The 19959-nt window shown below is 62.0% G+C and carries 14 protein-coding genes; 4 read left to right on the top strand and 10 right to left on the bottom strand.

What is annotated here, in order from left to right:
- Positions 1–36: 36 nt before the first annotated feature.
- Entirely contained in the window at positions 37–993 is a 957-nt protein-coding gene (cysK, locus tag MHM84_RS08610; protein ID WP_239264880.1) for a cysteine synthase A, read from the bottom strand.
- Positions 994–1166: 173 nt separating this feature from the next.
- Between cysK and MHM84_RS08605 the strand changes: the two genes are divergently transcribed.
- Complete coding sequence (locus tag MHM84_RS08605; RefSeq protein ID WP_239264877.1) at positions 1167–2867, top strand: methyl-accepting chemotaxis protein; 1701 nt, start codon at positions 1167–1169, stop codon at positions 2865–2867.
- A 187-nt stretch (positions 2868–3054) separates the two neighbouring features.
- Here MHM84_RS08605 and zwf read toward each other — a convergent pair whose 3' ends face one another.
- The 5 genes from zwf to MHM84_RS08580 all read right to left on the bottom strand — a co-directional run bounded on the left by zwf (position 3055) and on the right by MHM84_RS08580 (position 10392).
- Positions 3055–4587 carry a glucose-6-phosphate dehydrogenase gene (gene zwf, locus MHM84_RS08600; protein ID WP_239264875.1) on the bottom strand — a complete coding sequence of 511 codons (1533 nt, stop codon included), beginning with the start codon at positions 4585–4587 and terminating at the stop codon, positions 3055–3057.
- Positions 4588–4662: 75 nt separating this feature from the next.
- Complete coding sequence (treF, locus tag MHM84_RS08595) at positions 4663–6246, bottom strand: alpha,alpha-trehalase TreF (RefSeq protein ID WP_239264872.1); 1584 nt, start codon at positions 6244–6246, stop codon at positions 4663–4665.
- A gap of 133 nt (positions 6247–6379) precedes the next feature.
- On the bottom strand, positions 6380–7732 hold the full coding sequence (locus tag MHM84_RS08590) for a cytochrome P450 (protein WP_239264870.1): 1353 nt from the start codon (positions 7730–7732) through the stop codon (positions 6380–6382).
- Positions 7733–7857: 125 nt separating this feature from the next.
- Entirely contained in the window at positions 7858–8637 is a 780-nt protein-coding gene (locus MHM84_RS08585) for a sulfite exporter TauE/SafE family protein (protein WP_239264867.1), read from the bottom strand.
- A gap of 135 nt (positions 8638–8772) precedes the next feature.
- Positions 8773–10392: a Na+/H+ antiporter gene (locus MHM84_RS08580; protein WP_239264865.1), complete on the bottom strand. Its 1620-nt coding sequence runs from the start codon at positions 10390–10392 to the stop codon at positions 8773–8775.
- 529 nt (positions 10393–10921) lie between these two features.
- Between MHM84_RS08580 and MHM84_RS08575 the strand changes: the two genes are divergently transcribed.
- Both MHM84_RS08575 and MHM84_RS08570 read left to right on the top strand, forming a co-directional pair.
- Positions 10922–12676 carry a methyl-accepting chemotaxis protein gene (locus MHM84_RS08575; protein ID WP_239264862.1) on the top strand — a complete coding sequence of 585 codons (1755 nt, stop codon included), beginning with the start codon at positions 10922–10924 and terminating at the stop codon, positions 12674–12676.
- Between the two features lie 52 nt (positions 12677–12728).
- Entirely contained in the window at positions 12729–13121 is a 393-nt protein-coding gene (locus MHM84_RS08570) for an MAPEG family protein (protein WP_239264861.1), read from the top strand.
- A 57-nt stretch (positions 13122–13178) separates the two neighbouring features.
- Here the strand turns inward: MHM84_RS08570 and MHM84_RS08565 are convergent, their stop codons facing one another.
- From MHM84_RS08565 to MHM84_RS08550, 4 genes are all read right to left on the bottom strand, one after another.
- A complete protein-coding gene (locus tag MHM84_RS08565; RefSeq protein WP_239264859.1) occupies positions 13179–14087 on the bottom strand; it encodes a LysR substrate-binding domain-containing protein in 909 nt (302 codons plus the stop codon).
- Positions 14088–14157: 70 nt separating this feature from the next.
- On the bottom strand, positions 14158–16176 hold the full coding sequence (locus MHM84_RS08560) for a CocE/NonD family hydrolase (protein WP_239264857.1): 2019 nt from the start codon (positions 16174–16176) through the stop codon (positions 14158–14160).
- A gap of 5 nt (positions 16177–16181) precedes the next feature.
- The gene (locus MHM84_RS08555; protein ID WP_239264855.1) at positions 16182–17771 is read right to left on the bottom strand and encodes a BCCT family transporter; all 1590 of its coding nucleotides are present in this window, start codon (positions 17769–17771) and stop codon (positions 16182–16184) included.
- Positions 17772–17863: 92 nt separating this feature from the next.
- Positions 17864–19303, bottom strand: coding sequence for a PLP-dependent aminotransferase family protein (locus MHM84_RS08550; protein ID WP_239265308.1), 1440 nt, complete (start codon positions 19301–19303; stop codon positions 17864–17866).
- Between the two features lie 194 nt (positions 19304–19497).
- Here MHM84_RS08550 and MHM84_RS08545 point away from each other — a divergent pair, with 194 nt between their 5' ends.
- Positions 19498–19953: a rhodanese-like domain-containing protein gene (locus tag MHM84_RS08545; protein ID WP_239264853.1), complete on the top strand. Its 456-nt coding sequence runs from the start codon at positions 19498–19500 to the stop codon at positions 19951–19953.
- The last annotated feature ends 6 nt before the right edge of the window (positions 19954–19959 follow it).

The following is a 19959-nucleotide window of genomic DNA, read 5'->3' as shown; positions in this document are numbered from 1 at the left end:
TTCGAGGCGGGAATAACCCGGCGATTCGGATCCCAGTTACGACGCGTCGAACATGCCGGCAAACAACGCACTGGACAGGTAACGTTCGCCGGAGTCGGGCAGGATGACCACGATGGTCTTGCCCTGCATCTCGGGTTCGTCGGCGACACGCAGCGCGGCGGCCACGGCGGCACCACCCGAGATACCAGCGAGAATCCCCTCTTCGCGCATCAGCCGGTGCGCCATGGCCATGGCCGTGTCGTTGTCGACCTGCTCGACACGATCGACCAGGCTCAAATCGAGGTTCTTCGGCACGAAGCCGGCGCCGATGCCCTGGATCTTGTGCGGGCTCGGCGTCGGCTCCTCGCCGGCCATCGTCTGGCGAATCACTGGTGAGTCGGTGGGCTCCACCGCCACGCTGACCACCGACTTGCCCTGGGTATGCTTGAGGTAGCGACTCACACCAGTAATGGTACCGCCGGTACCTACGCCGGCCACGAACACATCGACGTTGCCGTCGGTATCGTTCCAGATTTCCGGGCCCGTGGTGCTCTCGTGGATGGCTGGATTCGCCGGGTTGTCGAACTGCTGCAGCATCACGTAGCGTTCGGGATCGCTGTCGCGGATCTCCTCGGCCTTGGCAATCGCGCCTTTCATGCCCTTGGCCGCTTCGGTCAGCACCAGCTTGGCGCCCAGCGCCTTGAGAATCTTGCGCCGTTCGAGGCTCATGCTCTCGGGCATGGTCAGCGTTATCGGGTAGCCGCGCGATGCACCGACGAAGGCCAGCGCAATACCGGTGTTGCCACTGGTGGGTTCGATGATTTCCTTGCCGGGGCCAAGCTGACCCTGACGCTCGGCCTCCCAGATCATACCGGCGCCGATACGGCACTTCACCGAGTAGGCAGGATTACGCCCTTCGGTCTTGACCAGCACATTGTCGTAGCCCAGCCGCCCCAGGCGCACCAAGGGCGTATTGCCGATGGAGAGCGAATTGTCGTCGTAGATGCGTGCCATGCTGGCGTCTCCTGCGAGTGTGTCGGTCGAATGAAACCCTCTGACAATAGCCTCGTCGGCATGTCGTGTCAGCCTGAGTCATTCCTTTCTAAGCCCATTAAAACTTCAGTCCGACAGATATCGGCCGATACCTCCAAACGATTTCCAACCACAGCTCGTTTCGGAGAGGCATCATGCTGTCTCGCTTCAAGATAGGAACCCGGCTTGGTGCCGCCTTTGGTGTCATCACTTTATTGCTGCTGGGCACGCTGAGTGCCGGGTGGCTCGGCTTGAACGGCGTAAAGAATACTGCCGATGACGTGTTGAAAGCCGATGTGGCGCTGGCACTCAACGCGTCCGATGTGCAGCGGCTGGCGCTGGAAGAACGCCGGTACGAGAAGGACAGTTTCATCAATATCGGTGATGCCGAGAAAGTCCGCTCCTATCAGCAGAAGTGGCAGCAAACCCGTGAAAATCTCGCCCAAGCACTACAAGCCGGGAAGGCCCTGGCCGGCACCGAGGAGCTTCGAAGCCTCTACACCGAAGCGGAAGGCGCCTTGAAAGAATATGCCACGGGCTACCAAGCCGTCATGGAAGGCGTGCAGAGCGGCCAATTTCTCGAAGCCGCACAGGCCAATGCAGCATTGAGTACCTATAAGGATGCCATCTATCGACTGGAAGACAAGGCCGACGCCATCGAGGCTCATGCCATGGCCCAGATCGGTAAGGCCAGCGAGATCATCGATGCGAACTATCACTACTCCCTGTCGGGCCTGCTGGGCTTCGCGATTCTGGCGCTGATATCTTCGCTGATCCTGGCATACGTCATCACGAAGAGTATCGTCCTGCCACTACGACGTGCACTCCAAGCGGCCCGGCAGGTTGCCGATGGCGACTTACGTCAAAAGATCGATGTTTCAGGTCAGGACGAAATCAGCGAGCTGCTCACCGCTATGGCCACCATGAGCCGCTCCCTCACCCAGCTTGTCATCTCGTTGCGTCACGCCGGCGAGAGCGTCTCGGTGGGTGCGAAAGAAATGGCACAAGGTAGCCAGGATCTGTCCTCACGTACGGAAGAACAGGCCAGCGCACTACAGGAAACGGCCTCCAGCATGGAAGAGATGGCATCTACCGTGCGCCAGAACACCGAGTCGGCCATCACTGCCGATCGATTGTCGGCCGATGCTTCCAAATCCGCCGAGGCCGGAGGGCAGAACGTAGCGCAGACGGCCCAGTTGATGCGCAACATTGCCGACAACTCGCAGAAGGTCAACGCCATCGTTGGCGTGATCGACTCCATCGCATTCCAGACCAATATCCTGGCCCTGAATGCCTCGGTCGAAGCGGCCCGTGCCGGTGAGCAGGGGCGTGGATTTGCGGTAGTGGCCAACGAAGTTCGATCGTTGGCCAGCCGCAGTGCCGCATCCGCCAAGGAAATCCGCGCCATGATCGAGGAAACGACCACGCAGATCACGGCAGGTGCCGAACAGGCGGAGCGAAGCGGCAAGACCATGAACGAAACCGTCGACGCCATTCGTCAGGTGTCTCTGCTGATCTCGGAAGTCGCCACGGCGACGCGGGAGCAGAATGGCGGTATCGAACAGATCAATGCCGCCATCACACAGATGGACTCCGTGACACAGCAGAATGCCTCGTTGGTGGAACAGGCCAGTGCTGCTGCAGCTTCGTTGGAAGATCAGGCGCAGCGACTGGCGTCGCTTATCGCCACCTTCAAGATCAACGAGACCGAAGAGGACGAAGCCCTTACACGCACGATCTCAAGCCTCCCCTTAGCAAGCCGCTCTACTCTGGCGGCCTTGCCTGGCAGTACAAGTCATCGCGAGAAGACCCAGCCTGCCAAAAAAGCGCTTGCCGAAGAGTGGGCGGAATTCTAACGCTCGATTGCTATGTCTGCTGCCCTATCGCCCCGCATGAGCGGGGCGTTTTTTTCGCTATCGGCTGGAGCAAAGGTGCCCATGCCCTCTGTCACGAGCCCCTCGAAATACACCCCGCGTTATCGTTGGAACTGTTGATGATCAGTACGTGGTCATGCCAATCAACGGCTTGGCGTGCCTGTCCGGGTCAGAGCGGGCCCTGCCCCTGCTTTCCACCAACCCGGTGCCACTGACGGCCGTCTCGAGCGATGAACGTTTCAGCGCTGGCGGGACCGTCCTGGCCGGCCTCGTAGCCATCGACGCGAGGATCGTCCTGCCAGGCGTCCAGAAACGGCTGCACGGCTCGCCAGCCATTCTCGATGGTGTCGGCACGCTGGAAGAGCAACTGGTCCCCCGTCAGGCAGTCGTAAATCAGGGTTTCGTAACCCGTCGAGGACGGTAGCTCGAAGAAATCCTCGTAGGCGAACCCCAACTGGATGGTTTCCATGGCCATCAACGGGCCTGGCCGCTTGGCCTCGAAGTCCAGCCAGATGCCTTCGTCCGGCTGAATCTGGATGACCAGGTAATTGGACTGGGGGCGCTGCGCCTCGCTGCAGCGGAACGGCGCACAGGGTGCCGGCTTGAAACAGATGGCGATTTCCGTGTCCCGGGCCGACATGCGCTTGCCGGTACGCAGGTAAAAGGGCACGCCTTCCCAACGCCAGTTGTCGATCATCAGCTTCAAGGCGGTATAGGTCTCGGTGGTGCTGTCCGCATCGACATCGGGTTCCTCACGATAGCCCGGGGCTGGCTGTCCCTGGAAATGACCTGCCTGATACTGGCCGCGTACCGAGTTGTACCGCGCCTCTTCCTTCGACCAGGGCCGAATGGCGCCCAGCAGCTTGGATTTCTCGCTGCGCAGGGCGTCGGCGGTAAAGGCAGCGGGCGGCTCGATCGCCACCATCGCCAGCAACTGGAACAGATGGTTGGGCACCATGTCCCGCAGCGCGCCGTTCTTGTCGTAGAAGCTGCCACGCTTCTCGACACCGACGGTTTCGGCGGCAGTGATCTGCACATGATCGATGTAATGATTGTTCCAGAGCGGCTCGAACAGCACGTTGGCGAACCGGGCAATCAGGATGTTCTGGACCGTTTCCTTGCCCAGGAAGTGATCGATGCGGTAGAGCTGACTCTCTTCCATGACGGACAGCAGCCGCGCATTGAGCGCCTGCGCCGAGGCCAGGTCATGGCCGAACGGCTTTTCGATCACGACCCGCCGATACTGGGTTTCCTTTTCGTCGAGTAGCCCGGCGGCCCCGAGTCGCTCGGCAATCTCGGCGAAAAAGCGCGGCGCGGTGGCCAGATAGAACAGCGCATTGGCGGTCTCGCTCGTCTGGATGACCTCATCGATCCTGCGGTAGGTAGCGGCTTGGGTGAAATCGCCCTCGATATAACTCAGGCGCTGGGCGAATTCGGGCCACTGGCCGAGCTCGACCCCGCCCGCTTCCCCGTCGTCCGCCTGACTGGCGAGAAAGTCGGATAGGTGCCGGCGAAAGCTGGCATCGTCACCGGGGACGACATCGATGCCCACGATGCGCAGCGCAGGATCGAGCAGGCCGGCGCGTGACAGCGAATAGAGGGAAGGAATGAGCAGGCGCTTGACCAGATCGCCACTGGCACCGAACAGGAACAACGTGGCGGGAGGTGCCATTGGGGCCTGTAGAGGCTGGGAATGAGCCATGAATGCTTTCCTTGCTGAAGGCATGAATGTCGCAACCGCCGTGCACGAGGCGACGCTCCTTGCGGTCGAGCGCGCTCAGGGCTTTGCAGAGCGGCTCTGATGCAGCGAATGCTGAGGATTGTCGCGAAGCAGCTTGCGTGTCACTCCGTTGGTCCAGCCGAAGCCATCCTGCAGCGGATACTCTCCCCCACCGCCGCCAGCGGCCCCCGCCGCCATCGGAGTAAGGTCGTACTTCTCGATGAGCTTGTTCTTGCGCTCGTAGAGTCGGCCGACCATCGCCAGCCAGCGATCCGAAATCGCCTGGGCCAACGAGGCTTCATCGTAGTGATTGAGTCCGCGAATCGCCAACCACTGCAGCGGCGCCCAGCCGTTAGGATGGTCCCATTGCTGGTCGGTATCGATCTCAGTGGTCGCGATCCCCCCCGCGCAGAGCAGCCGTTGCCGGATCACCTTGGCGACACGCCGTGCCTGGTCCCGGTCGGCCAGGCCGACATAGAGAGGCGTGACGGTTGCCGCCGTCAGCATCGTGCAGCGCCGCTCCTGCCGCCAGTCGACATCGAAGAAGGCGCCCTCCCGCTCATTCCAGAACAGCCGCCTGATGGCCTGGGCCCGCTCGCTCGCCTTGCGCCGGAACGCCTTGGCGGCCTCGATCTCGCCATTCAATGCACTGAGTCGGGCGATCTGGGCTTCCAGTTTGTACAGGAAGCAGTTGAGGTCGACCGGCAGCAGGGCCGTGGTTCGAATGCTCGACATCTGCCGTGTATCGTCGAGCCAACGCGAACTGAAATCCCAACCCGAGGCGGCGCCGGCACGCAAGTCGCGATAGACCTCGCTCGCCGGGCGCGTCGACTGCCGTGCCGTCAGCACATCCTCCAGGTAGGCTTCCTCGCGCGGGGTATCTCGCTCGTCCCAATAGCGATTGAGCAGCGTGCCGTCGCTCAGGCGCACGCAGCTACGGTGTGCCTCGCCGCGCGGCAGCGTTTCTGCGCCCGCCATCCAGTAGGCATATTCCTTGTGCAGCTGTGGCAGGTAGTCGTGCGCACGCCTGATCACGCCATAGCGTGCGAACAGGTCGACCATCATGGCGAATAGCGGCGGTTGCGAGCGCCCGAGGTAATAGGTGCGATTGCCATTGGGAACGTGCCCGTAGGTGTCGATCAGGTACGCAAAGTTACCGGCCATGGTGCGCATGAGATGTGGCCGGCCGCTCTCGGCAAGGCCGAGCATGGTGAAATACGAGTCCCAGTAGTAAAGCTCTCGGAAGCGCCCGCCGGGCACGACATAGGCATAGGGCAGCGGCAACAGCGAGGAGTATTCGGGATGCTGTTGGGGATAGCGTATGAGCACATCCCATAATCCATCGATATGCGTGACCAGTGACTGCTCGGGCGGCGAGACGTAGTTGCTGACCGGCTCGCATTCCGGCGTGAAATGATCCATGACGAACGTCGTCAGATCGAACTGTGGGTCCGTCTTGCAAGCTCGGTACGCCGCCAGAATTGCCTCGGGCGCCTTGCGCGGAATGCAATCGACGAAGGTCTTGCTGTCCTCGAACACCCGGCTGCACTGCACATCGACGAACAGTTCCGCGTAACGTTCGGCGGGGGTCAGTGGATCGGCGGGTGCGACCTGCGCCGTGTGGGCCTTCGAATCGTCCATGCTCTTCCCTGCTCGGTACTGGCTTCAGCTGACGGCCAGCAGCGCCTATCGGACAGAGGCCGATACGTCATTTCGGTGGCTGCCGTTCATCTATGTAACCACGCTAGCAGCGTAGCTTGCGAAATGCATGGCGTCAGTCCCGCGCCTCGCCGAGCCTGAAACGCAAGGTGTAATTGTCGAGCAAGGCCGGCATCGGCTGGCTGGCATCCAGGCGATGGGGCGGCTCGAGGCGCACGTCACGATGTTCGATCAGCCTGGCCAGCAAGGTACTGGTCAGCAGCATCACCAGATGGCGTCCTGGGCAGATGCCGGAACCGCCACTGAACGGAACGAGTGGCCAGTCCTTGGCATCGCGAGGCTCGAGCCACAGTTCGGGGCTGAACCGATCCGCATAGTCAAGGTGGCGATCATCGCGATGAAAATACGGCGCGAAGACCAGAATGGACGTGCCGGCCGGCATGGCGCCGGCCGCCCAATGGGTCGGCTCGGTGCTCTCGCGCAGGATCATGGGCGAGGTTGGCCATAGTCGCAGCGATTCGAGGACGCAGGCACGCAGAAAGTTCAGTTCGGGGTGTAGCGTCGCCTTGTCACTAGCGATCTCGGCGCGCGCTCGCTCGATGTGGTCTCGATGAGCGGCAAGAAGTCCCAGGGCGCGAAAGGTCGCCATGCCGGCCGGATCGAAGGCGAACAGCCATTGCGGTACCTGATTCGCCGGTGCGGTCTTTTCGTTGGATCGTGTATTGGCCATCAGCGCGGCCAGGCTTCCAGGCTCGGCACGGCCGAGATGACTGTGCAATCTCTCGAAAAAGCGCTCTTTCAACTGCTTGCGCTTCGGTCGTGCAAACCCCCAGTTGGCATCGGCGCGCAGATCGCCCAAGAGAGTCGTCAGTTCATGATCGTCACGTGCCGAGTCACCCAATACGACCCGGCGCACGATACGAAACCAGGTTTCGATGAACCGGTCCCAGTCCAGCATGCCGCCACGCTCTTGAACGTTCTTGAGCAATGCCTGAGCCTCCTGATCGACCACCGGCAGGAAACGATCGGCCATGCAATGTACCGCATGGCCCATATCCAGCACCGCTTCATTGAAGCGGCGGCGCTCGGCACGCTCACCGCCCCGGGAAATCAACGCCACCTCGGGCTCGAAATGTGCCAACGCGCTGCGCTTGGTACGTTCGTCGGTGGCAAACGGCTCAGGTGTTTCCTCCAGTACACGATGAACATGGTCGGGGTTCAGCACGAGAGCCATGGTCTTGTAGGGCGTACGCAACAGCAGCGGTCCGTCGCCATACGTCTCGCTGAGTTTCTGTAACCGACGCACGGCGCGCCGGTCCAGCCCCAGGCGCTCCGACATTCCCACCACCTTGGGGCGGCGAATGATTGCTCCCTTGGCCAAGGTCGGTATCAGTACAGCGCTGAATATCGAGATCGTCTCCTGGACGGTGGCTTTGGGCAGCGTACCATCGGGTGGTGTTCTAGCCATGTCGCTCCTCTCCTTGTCATCGCAGCAGTTCCAACCCCTGTCCCAGCCAATCCTTGCTGGTCAGCCGAAGATGCTTTCAGTGTAAGTGTAATGCGTTAGGGGGAAGCACCTGCCTAATGCCTGCCTCAGGCTGGCGAGTGGAACAGTCCGACCAGGCTGACCACAATCAGCACCACGCCCAGCACGCGGAAGAACACCTGCGAATCGGCAGCGACGATGTAGCGATGCACGCGCTCGCCCAGCAGGTGGCCAACGAAAGCGCACGGCAACAGCCAGAGATGATGGATCAGCTGCAGATCGACCCCGGCGATGACGAACGACACCATCTTGATCACCACCAGGATGAACCACAGCACGAACAATGTGTCGCGCAGTTGATGCTTGGCAACGTGGTTGGCGAACACCGCCACGATCAGCGGCGCGCCGATCAGTGACGTGCCGCTGACGTAACCGCCCAGAATCAGCAGGACATAGTCCACATACTGATTCTTGCTCCTGAAGGGCTTGTTCAGTGCATAGCCCAGGGCATAGACGATGACGATCCCGAAGATGATCTTGGTCATCAGCTCGGATGGCAGACTGAGCAGCCCCACCACACCGACCAGCTTGGGGATGATCATGATCTTCAGCGCCTTGCCCAGATAACGCCAGTCGATGTTGCCCTGCCCTGGCACTTCGCTGTCGGCAGCCTGGGCCTGCCGATGCCCGCGCCAGGCAATCCAACTGGAGAAGATCAGCAGATGAACGGCAATGATCGGCAGGAAAACCAGCGGCTCATTCGACACCAGCAACAGGAACGGCAGCGCCAGTACCGCCCCGCCGAATCCCAGACTGGTGCGAACGAACCCGCTCCAGGCAAAGATCAGCCCGATGAGGGCGTACTGGTACCAGAGTAGATCGGCCATGGATCGGGCTGCGCCTCCTTGGGTCGGTGACAGGACGCTCAAGAATAGCGCATCTGGCATCACGCTAATGGTTTGCGTCGTAACAGCAAAAAGCCACGCCTTTCGGCGTGGCCCTGTAACGCGGTAATCAGATGATCACTGCAGTGCCGCTTCGTCGTAGTCCAGTTCACGAATCAGTGTCTGCAACATCTGCTCGTCGATATGGCGGCGCTTGCGCAATCGGTAGAGCTCCTTGCGCTGAACCTGGATGGCTTGCAGACGCAGGTCAGTCTCCAGCGCATAGCGCTTGCGGGCGTGGTCGGCCTGGTTGTCGCGCTCCAGCGCCATCGCCTGCAGTTCCTGGCGGTAGGATTCGATGATCTGCGCAGTGACCGAACTCTTCATATCGGCGTCGTCGTCGGCATGCGCGCTCGCCCACTCCTCCAACCACGTGACGGCTGCCTGAGTCGCGGCCTGGCGCGCCTTGAGCAGCTCACGCTCATGCTCTTCCAGGTCGTTGAGCGACAGGAACTTCATGAAGTACGGAATACCCAGCGCACCGACGATCAGCGAGAGAATGATCACCGCAGCGGACAGGAAGATCATCAGGTCGCGGCCGGGAAACGGCATTCCTTCGACGAACAGCGGTACCGACAGGACACCCGCCAGGGTAATCGCGCCGCGCACGCCGGCAACCGAGCTCAGTGTCGTGATCAGCAGCAGCGGCTGGCTCTCGCCGCCCTTGCCGCGCAGCTTGAGCAGGCGGGTCTCGATCCAGTGGTAGGCATAGATGAAGGCGAAACGGATCGCCAGCAGCAACGCCATGATCACCACGGCATAGAGTACCAGTGTGCTCATTGCGTAGCTCTGGGTGGCGGAGTCCTGCCAGACACGCTCGACGATGCCGGGAAACTGCAGACCGAGCAGCAGGAACACCACGCCATTGAAGCTGAAATCGAGCATTTCCCAGATGCTGCGGCTGAGAATGCGGGTGCTGGTCTTCACCGGCAGCATGTCGACGCGGCTCTGCACCATACCGGCGGCGACGGCCGCCAGGATGCCCGACATGCCGGCATGCTCGGCGAGAAAGAACGCCGCGAACGGCAACAGCAGAATGGTCACCACATAGGTCGACGGATCATAAAGGTTACGTGCGGTCATCCACTGCTTGATCTTGCCGACCGTCCAACTCAACCCGCCGCCGATCAGCAGTCCGCCCAGCGCCACCACCACAAACTCGCCGGATACCGAGAGCAGCGAGAAGCTGCCGGAGATCACCGCTGCGATGGCGATCTTGAACGAGACCAGGCCCGTGGCATCGTTCATCATCGCCTCGCCTTCCAACTGGTGCGACATGTGCCGTGGCAGGCGGCCCTGGGCGATGGCGATGACCGACAGCGCATCGGTGGGCGACAGGATCGCGGCCAATGCGAAGCTGGCCGCCAGCGGAATCGACGGAATGAGCCAGTGGATGAAATACCCCATCCCCACCACCGTGACCAGCACCAGCAGCAGGGACATGGCGGCAATCTGCCCGCCGTGCTCGGTGAACTCCTTCTTGGGAATCTTCCAGCCGTCGTAGAACAGCAGCGGCGGAATGAACAGCATCATGAAGATCTCGGGGTCCAGCTCGACCTCCATGCCGAACGGTGGCAGGGCCAACAGGCTGCCCAGCAGGATCTGCAGGATGGGCAAGGGAAGCGGAATGATGTTGGCAAGGATGCGACTGGCGCCAACGGCCAGGGTGAGCAGGAAGATGAGATTGAGTATGTCCATGATGGTGGCGGGGCCGGATAGGTAGCGAAGGAATCTTGTTACCAGTAGCTATCGGCGGCAGAACGGGTCTCTGCAATCTTTCTCGTGACGTCAGTGGCCGCTGCTCTACCGGCGTTGCACCGGTATCTCCCCTGGCGCTGTCTCGGGACAGCAAGCGGGAGTGATTGTGCATAGCTTACGCCTAAAACAGTGTTTTGCTATGCCGCCTACGTCGAAGAATCGGCCTGCCTTGATTGGAGCATCTAGGCGAAAAGGACCTGGAGGCTGATCCGCTTGAGGCATCGCAGCTTGATTACGGTTAACGTACCCCATCGAAACATTATGTTATAACATAATATTGAAAGGATTATCGATAGCCCGACTCGTTCTTACCTGCCCTTCCTCTGGCCGCAATCAGCCACGAGCATCATGCCCATGCCTGAAGGAAACTTAAGTTTTATTCACCAAAGTCGCATCCAGGCGCACTACAGCGCGCCGATATAACAACGATAGGAAGCATTCACTTCTCTTTACGCAGGAGATCCGCTTGATGGCAACAACAACACACAAGTCACGCCGCGGTGTTTCACTCAGTCTACAGAGCAAAGTCCTGTTGCTGGTGCTGGCCCCGTTGCTGCTGGTTACCATTACCCTGATCGGGGTGGTCGCCTACGATCTCATCCAGGCCTCGCGCACTGCATTGGCCGAGCAACGCAGCATGCTGATCGAGTCGCGCAAGGCCGCCGTACAGAACGTGATCGAAACGGCGAAATCCGCCATTGCGCCGATCGTCGCCGAGTCCGGCCCCAACGACGCCGAGGCCCAGGCGCGCGCCAAGGAGATCCTGAGTAGCCTGCGCTTCGACGGCAGCAACTACGTCTTCGTCTATGATTACGACGGCACCACCCTGGTCCAGCCGGTGAAGCCGGAGAGCATCGGCAAGAACGCCATCGAGACGAAGGACAAGCACGGCAACCTGCTGATCAGCGACATGATCGAGCTCGCCAAGCGGGGCGGCGGTCATTACCAGTACGCTTGGCCGCATCCGGCCAGCGGCGAGGTCGAAACCAAGTATTCCTATGCCACCGGCATCGATACGTGGGGCTGGATGCTCGGTGCCGGTACTTACATGACCGAAATCGACGAGGCCATGGCCGCCGTCGAGGCCGCGCAGGCTGCCGAACTGCGCAAGGTCATGACCGCCACGATCCTGATCGGGGCCGTGCTGTTCATCGCTGTGGCGCTCGTCGCTTTCTGGCTGACCCGGCGCACCATCCAGCCCATCCGCCGCACCGCCAGCGCCATGCAGGACATCGCCCAGGGCAAGGGTGACCTGACTCGCCGTCTCGTTGTCGAGAGCCGCGACGAGGTGGGCGAATTGGCCAGTCAGTTCAATGCCTTCGTGGCGCGCATGCAGGAAACGTTGCGTGAAGTGCGCGCCAGCACCCTCCAGGTATCACGAGCGTCGAACGACATCGCCCGCAGCAGCGAGGAGCTGGCGGCACGCACCGACCAGGCTGCCGCCAACCTGCAGGAAACCTCGGCCTCGATGGAGGAAATCACCTCTACCGTCGCCCACAGCGCCGAATCGGCCCAGCAGGCCAATCAGCTGGTTCAGGTCACCTCCGACGTGGCGCGTCAGGGTCAGACGTCGATGGATCAGGTCGAGCGCACCATGAACGACATCGACGCCTCGGCGGCCAAGATTGGCGAGATCATCACCATGATCGACTCGATCGCCTTCCAGACCAACATCCTGGCGCTCAACGCCTCGGTGGAGGCAGCCCGGGCCGGCGAACACGGCCGTGGCTTCGCCGTGGTCGCCCAGGAAGTGCGCACCCTGGCCAGCCGCTCCGGCGAGGCATCGCGCGAGATCCGCGAGTTGATCGATACTTCCGTCGCCCATACCCGCTCAGGTGCCGAACTGGTACGCAGTACCGGCAAGACCATGCAGGAAATCGTCGCCAGTGTGGCGCGGGTGACCGACGTGATCGGCGAGATCAGCGCCGGCACGCGCGAACAGAGCAGCGGCATAGGCCAGGTCAACACCGCCGTTGCCGAGATGGATACCATGACCCAGCAGAACGCGGCCATGGTCCAGCAGACATCGTCTTCCGCCAGTGCCATGCGTGAACACGCCCAACGCCTTAGCCAGTTGATCAACGCCTTCGTGCTCGGCGATGACGCGAGAGATACCGTCGCCTCCCCAGCGACGTCGCAGTCAGCGGCACGGCCGGCCCCGGCGCGCATCGAGAAGACCAAAGCGCCGGTGCAAAGCGACGGCGACGACTGGGAAGCGTTCTGAGCGCGGAGACCTGCTAGGGTAAAGGCTCCGCCATGACAGGAGCCTTTATTCCATGACAACGGAGCTGACTCTGCTGGGCTGGACGCTGGTACTGGCCATCGTCCAGATCCTGCTGCCTGCGATGTGGCGCAACCGGGAAACCGGCGTCGATTACAACACCGGGCCGCGCGACGAGCCCGGCCCACCGATGGGCAAGATCACCGGGCGGCTATTCCGGGCCCAGCACAACCTGTTCGAGACCCTGCCGCTGTTCATCGGCGCGATCCTGATCGCCCATGTCGGCGACCAGACCGGGGCACTGACGCTATGGGGCGCCTGGCTCTACTTTCTGGCCCGCGTCGTCTACGTACCGCTATATGCGCTGGGCATTCCGTGGGTCCGTTCGCTGGTGTGGCTGGTCGCGCTGCTCGGGCTGTGCCTGGTTCTGCTGGCGATCCTGTTCTAAAACGCTCGTCTTTCCGGAAATATGTCTAAGTGCCACGTCGAAATCCATCGGCTACAGCTAACGGCCCAACAGCCATCGCCTGAAGGTCAGCATTGCCTCGGTCTGGTGACGGTGTTCCGGTGAAAACAGGGCCAATCGGCCACGGCTGGGCAATGCATGTGGAAGTGCCTGGATCAGGTTACCTTGAGCCAGGTCGGCCTCGAGCAGGCGGGACCAGCCCAATGTCACTCCCTGTCCCGCTAGAGTGGCGTTCATCAACAGCTGGTAGCTATTGGCACGCAACGTACGCTGGGGGATGGACCAGGCAAGGCCCAGTGCCTCGAACCAGATTTCCCATGTCAGCCAATCGTGATAATGATCCTCGACCACTAACAGTGTGTGCCGCTGCAACAGATCGCAGGCGTCCTGCACCGCTCCATAGCACGTAAGGTAAGCTGGGCTGCACACCGCAATCACATCTTCTGCGTCGAATACCGGTTCGGCAGCGAGGCCGGTCGGCTCGACTTCGCTGGGTACGTGATAATAGAGCCCCAGGTCGAACTCGGCGAGATCCAGACGATGGGGATCCTCGACGGTAAGAATGCGAATGCTGATATCGGGATAGTCGCGTTGGAAGCCAGGCAATTGGCGGGCCAGCCAGATCGAAGCAATGGTTGGACTCGAGGCCAGGGTCAGTTGGCGGTCACCGCCACGCCGACGTAAGCGTGCCGACTCGTCGCCCAGCTCTCGCAACAAGCGTTGTACGACGCGATAGTACTGTTCACCTGCGGGTGTCAGACGCAGGCCATCGTAATCGCGCTCGAACAGGGGCCGTCCGAGATCGGTTTCGAGCCGCTTGACCTGACGACTGATGGCGCTCTGCGTCAGGCTCAGCTCCCCACCGGCCTGAGTGAAACTACGATGCCGCCCGGCGGCTTCGAAGGCACGCAGGCAGGATAGCGGTGGCAGCGCGTCGCGGCTAGACATGGCTCTCCCCGGGGACAGAAGGGAACGGCCCCCGAGGATAGCATGTGTATGGCGGCTCATGACGCCAGGATCAAACGGCGCTACGCGGTACCTGCGTCTGCCAGTGCTGACGGTGTACTTCGTCGCTCCCCTCCCAGGCGATTTGCTCCGCCTCGATATAGAAGGTGTCGGCATCGCCACTGAACCAATAGCGGCTCTCGACACTTACGGCGAAGCGTCCCTCACCTTCGTCACGACCGGCCTTGTAGTACCAGACCATCTCGACCTGCGTGGCGTCGGGGTCCTCGGGGTGGGCGGTATAGCTCTCGCGGCAGTGCTGGTCGACCCACAGCCCGTGGTCGCGAAAGCGCATCGCGCCCAGGTCGTTCTCGACGGTCGTGGTCACGATGCCGCTAGCCACGTCCTCGCACACCGTACGCTTTGGCATGCCTTTGCGTAGCATTTCGATATCGGCGGGCGCTGCAGACTCTGGCGGCGCAAACGGACAATCTACCGGCTCGCCGATAAACGTCGGCAATTCCAGCGTCTGGCTGCCGGGCTGCAGGGTCAGTGCAGCACGTCGACGGCTCGGCCACACCAGCGGAAAATTGGCCGATGACACCGAGACGCGCAAGCGATGCCCGGCAGGTAACCGATAGCCGATCATGTCCAGGTCCAGTGCGACATCCACGGGCTCGCCGGGCGTCAGCGGGCGATGTTCGGCAAAATCCTCGGAAAGCGCCAGGTTGCGCACACCATAGGTGATCATCGCGACCTGGCCGTCGGGTGCGATGTCGTTGAGGCGTACCGTGAGTTGTCCGCAATCCTGGCTGCTGGCCAGGCGCAAGTGCAGGCGCGGCCGGCCGAGGATCGAGACGGTCTGCTTCAGCGGCTCGCTATCGAAGCACAATGCATAGGCATCGTCGCGCCGCTGGTCGGCGGGCAGATCGGGACCGAACCAGATTGCGCAGTATTCGCCCTGATGCACACCGGCGGTCAGCGGCGAGTCGACTGTGTGCGGGACGCTCAAGCTTGCCTGCCCAGAGCGTAGCCCATCGTCGCTCAGCGACCAGAGTTGCGTCTCGACCTGATGGCTCGGCCAACCTTCGGTGCGAGCCCAGACGCCGGGACGTTCGCAATACATGGGCTTGGGCGGCAGCGCATCCTGCAAATAAAAGCTCGCCAGCGGCTCGTCCATCACGCCGGTATCGTGGCCCTTGAGCCAGTAATCCCACCAGCGCAGCGCCTCCTGCAGAAAACCGACTGCCGGATTGGGAATCGCGAAATGCGGATACTTGTGGATCCAGGGCCCGACCATCGCCTTCTTGGGCCCCGGCAGGTTGGCCATCAGGCGTGACACGCTATTCTTGTAGGCATCGCCCCAGCCACCCACGCAATACACGGCGGCTTCGATATCGGCGTAGTTCTCACACACCGAACCGTGGCGCCAGTAGTCGTCGCGGGTGGGATGCGACAGCCAGGTCTCGGCAAGCAGCGGCATGGCCTCGAGACGCTGTTTCCAGAGTTCGCGCCAACGTTCGCCGACCAACAGTGGGTCGGGCACGCCCGCCGAGAAACTGAGCATCGTCGACGCCCAGCCCTGGTTGACGTTGAGCAGATTGCCCCCCTTGTAATGGATATCGTCGGCATAGCGATCATCCGTCGAGCAGAGAGTGATGATCGCCTTGAGCGGTTCGGGCCTAAGGGCAGCGACCTGCAGCGAGTTGAAGCCTCCCCAGGAGATCCCCATCATGCCGAGGTTGCCGTCACACCACGGTTGTGCGGCGATCCACTCGATGACTTCCAGGGCATCGGACTGTTCCAGTGGCAAATACTCGTCGGCCATCAGCCCGTCGGATTCGCCATTGCCGCGCATGTCGACACGCACGCAGGCATAGCCGTGGCCGGCGAAGTAAGGGTGGGTCAAGGCATCGCGCACCGCCGTGCCGTCGCGCTTGCGATACGGCAGGTATTCGAGAATCGCCGGTACTGGCTGGGCGTCGGCGTCCTCCGGCAGCCAGATGCGTGCCGCCAGCCGAGTGCCATCGGCCAAGGGAATTTCGAGATGTTCGATTTCGCGGATGGCGTGCGGAAAGTCGTGCTTGATCAATTTCGTCATTCCTTATCGACGGCAGTCGCTAGAGAGGGATTCGTGACGGACTGGTTATGACTCGCTTTCTGTGCCGGAATCGGGTCGCGCAATGGCGCGGGGTCCTTGAGCCAGATCCACAGCGAGCTGCTCGCCAGCAAGATGATCAACATGGCGGGCAACCCGCCCAGGTTGGAAAGCATCTTGACCCCATCGATGCCCACGAAGCTGACCATCACCCAAGAGACGATGCCGACGATGGTTCCCCAGATCACCTTCATCGGCAGACCGGCATTGAGATCCGAGTCGGCAGTCAATCCACGGGTACACAGGTTACCGATGGCATCGGTGTTGGAGTCGGCTGCGGTGACGTAAGAGATGTAGGCGATGAACAGCAGCAGTGGGATCCACAGGCCGGATAGCGGCAACTGGCGGAACAACTCGTAAAGCACATGTTCCACGCCCTGATCGCTGAGAATGGCGTTCAGGTCCACGCCGGTATGCGCCTGAAAGTACAGCGCCGCTCCAGAAAAGATAATGATCCATACGCTAGCGAACAGCGCCGGGTAGAGCAGATTGACGCGCAGGAATTCGCGTACCGTGTAGCCGCGCGAGATCTTGCCCAGGAACAGTGCCGACACCGGTGCCCAGGCGAACCAGATCGCCCAGTAGAAGATCGACCACCAGTAGGGCCATTGATCGTCGCCGGCCGCCCCGGTGAAGAGACTCTTGGTGAAGAAATTGTCCAGATAGACCCCGAACGATTCCACACCTAGCTGGAGCATGAATATCGTCGGCCCAACGACGAACGTGAACAGTCCCAGCGCCAGCAGCAGCCAGGCATTGAGGGCCGACAACCGTGAAATGCCTTTTTTCAAGCCACTGGCTGCCGAAATGACGAAGGTCACGACGATGATCGCCACGATCACGCCCAGACGCAGCGGCGTGGTCTCGCCACCCAGATACTGGCCGACACCTCCGGCTAGGGTCAGTGCCCCGGTCCCCAGCGTCGAGGCCATGCCGGCGACCAGCGCATATAGCGCCACGGCATCGATCAGCCCGGCGAAGCGCCGAATCCCCACACCGAAAAGTGGCTCGAGCATGCTCGAGATCGAGAAACGCAGACGAAGATTGTAGAACGCCAAGGCAAAGATCAGCGCCGGTACCGCATAGATGGCATAGGGGGTGAATGACCAATGCAGGAACATGGTCGACATGGCGAACAGCATGGCATCACTGGAGCCGGCTTCGAGACCCGACGATGCCGGGGGGCCCATGTAATGATAGAGCGGCTCCGCCGTGGTCCAGAACAGCACCCCCACCGCCAGGGTGGTACACAGCGTGATCGAGAACCAGCGCCAGCGTGACAACAGGGGGGTCGCCTGTTCACCGCCGATACGGATGACCCCCAAGGGAGAAAAATAGACTGCTACGGCAAGCAATAATAGGTAGAGGCTACCCAGACTGAACAGCCAGGAAAATCGATCGAGTATCGCATCGTTAAGTGCGCTGGCAGTCGCCAGAAAAGCCTCGAGATCGACATAGCTGGCGACTACTGCCGCCATCAGAATCAGGAAAGTCGGCCAGAAGACCAACGGCCGCAAGGCGGTCTGCATAGTGTATCTCCGATTATCGTTATCAGTTCATCCCATGCGTAAAACTCATGCGTTACCACTCTAACGTCACGCAGGGCTGCACCATCAAACGATCAATCGGCATGTGGCCATGCGCCGAACGCATGGCTAAGCCAACCGCCAGCCCATGCGATCTCGGCCTCGTCGGTACCGGCATAGCCCAGGACCAGACCGGGTTGACCGGGCCCCTGCAGGTAGTAGCGTGACAACGGAGACAGCGCAATGCTCTGCGCCCGTGCCGCCTCGACTAGCCGGCGCTCCACGGCGTGCGAATCCAGCCGGGCCACCAGGTGCATCCCGGCCTGGCCTCGCGATAGCTCCAGCCCTTGCGCCACGGCCGGCGCCAGTGCGTCGCGCAGGGCGGCCTGGCGCTGTCGATAGCAGGTACGCATGCGGGCCACATGGCGGGCGAAGTGGCCCTCGGCGATGAACTCGGCCAACGCTGACTGGACGACATATTGGCCTTCCCGGTGCAGGCGGGCGTTGGCCCGCCGGAAGTCGTCGACCAGCGCCTCGGGCAGCACCAGATAGCCGAGCCGCAGCCCCGGATAAAGCACCTTGCTGAAGGTCCCCACGTAGATCACCGGCGTATGCGGTGCCAGGCCCTGCAACGAGGCCACCGGCGCCGTGGTGTAGCGGAACTCGCTGTCGTAGTCGTCCTCGACGATCCACGCCCCGTGCCGCTCGGCGGCTGCCAACAATGCCAGACGCCGCGCCTGGGGCATGGTCACGCCGCTGGGGTACTGGTGCGATGGAGTGACGTAGATCAGCCGCGGCGCTGGCGACCCGGCCGGCGCGGCTTCGGGTTGTAGGCCATCGTCATCCACCGCCACGGGAACGACATTCAGGCCCGCCGCCGTAAAACACGCCTGGGCGCCGCCATAACCGGGCTCCTCGATCCAGGCCGTGTCGTCGGGGTCGGCCAGCAGCCGGGCAATCAGCTCGAAACCCTGCTGGGCCCCCTGGGTGATCAGGATCTGCTCGGGACGGCAGTTCACCGAACGCGACAGGCGCAGATAATCGCAGAGCGCCTCACGGAGCGCCGGCAGGCCGCCTTGGGATTGATAGTCGAACCAACGCGTGTCGGCCCGGTGCTGATGACGGCGCAGCAGGCGCTGCCAGCGCTCACGGGGAAAGCGGTCCAATGCCGGCACGCCGGGGGCAAAGGCGCGGTGTCCCGTACTCAGCGTGGCGCAGAAGTCCAACAGCCGCTCCCCGCGTCGCGAAAGCCGCACTGCCGCGGCCGGCAACGGCGTGTCGCGCAGCGTCTGCGGTGGTGCAGGCAACTCAGCGACGAACAGCCCGGCACCCTGGCGCGACTCGACGAAACCCTCCGCGACCAGCCGATCGGTCGCAGCCAGCACCGTATTGCGCCCCAGCCCCAGCGCCCGGACCAATCGCCGTGAGGAAGGCAAAGCGCTCCCAGCGGCCAGCTCGCCGTCCTGGATCCAACCGCGCAGGGCTTCGTACAGACATTGCGCCCGAGGCTGTGCTGTGGATTCCGTCAGGCGCATGGCCAACGCCTCGACGATCCATTCACTACGTGCCCGTGTTGCGCCCACTGGTTCCCCTCAATTGACATTAACTGGCCCTTACTGGGGAACCACTATGCCGCCAGACTGGGCTGGCTGTCACCCGTTGCTGGGCTGGCAGTGCAACGACGCCTTCCATGCCTATAGCTTCGCTATCGACTGACTGGAGACCTGACATGCCGCCCCCGACATCCGCCGTGCTTGCCTTTCCGCCGGACATGCCCGAAGCGACCGCTGCCGCCATGGCCGCCAAGCTCAGCCATCACACCGATGCCTGGGATCTGGCCGAGGATCTGGCCAATGGCATCCAGAGGATCGTGGTCATCGATACCCGCAGTTCGGCGAAGTACTTGGCGGGCCACATTCCCGGCGCCATCAGCCTGCCGCATCGCGACATGACGCTGGATCGCCTGGGCGCGCTGGCGATGGATCGCGTCTACATCACTTACTGCGACGGCATCGGCTGCAACGCCTCGACCAAGGGTGCCTGGCAGCTCGCCCGGCACGGGCTACGCGTCAAGGAGCTGCTCGGCGGGCTCGACTTTTGGAAGCGCGACGGCCATCCCGTCGTCAGCGGCGACGCCCCCGGCGACATGCTCGGCCATGTGCCGGGCGACTGTGGCTGTGCTTGAGGCTTG

The organism is Halomonas sp. McH1-25, assembly GCF_022348165.1.
Classification (GTDB): domain Bacteria; phylum Pseudomonadota; class Gammaproteobacteria; order Pseudomonadales; family Halomonadaceae; genus Modicisalibacter.
This window is presented reverse-complemented; position numbering and strand designations above follow the sequence as displayed.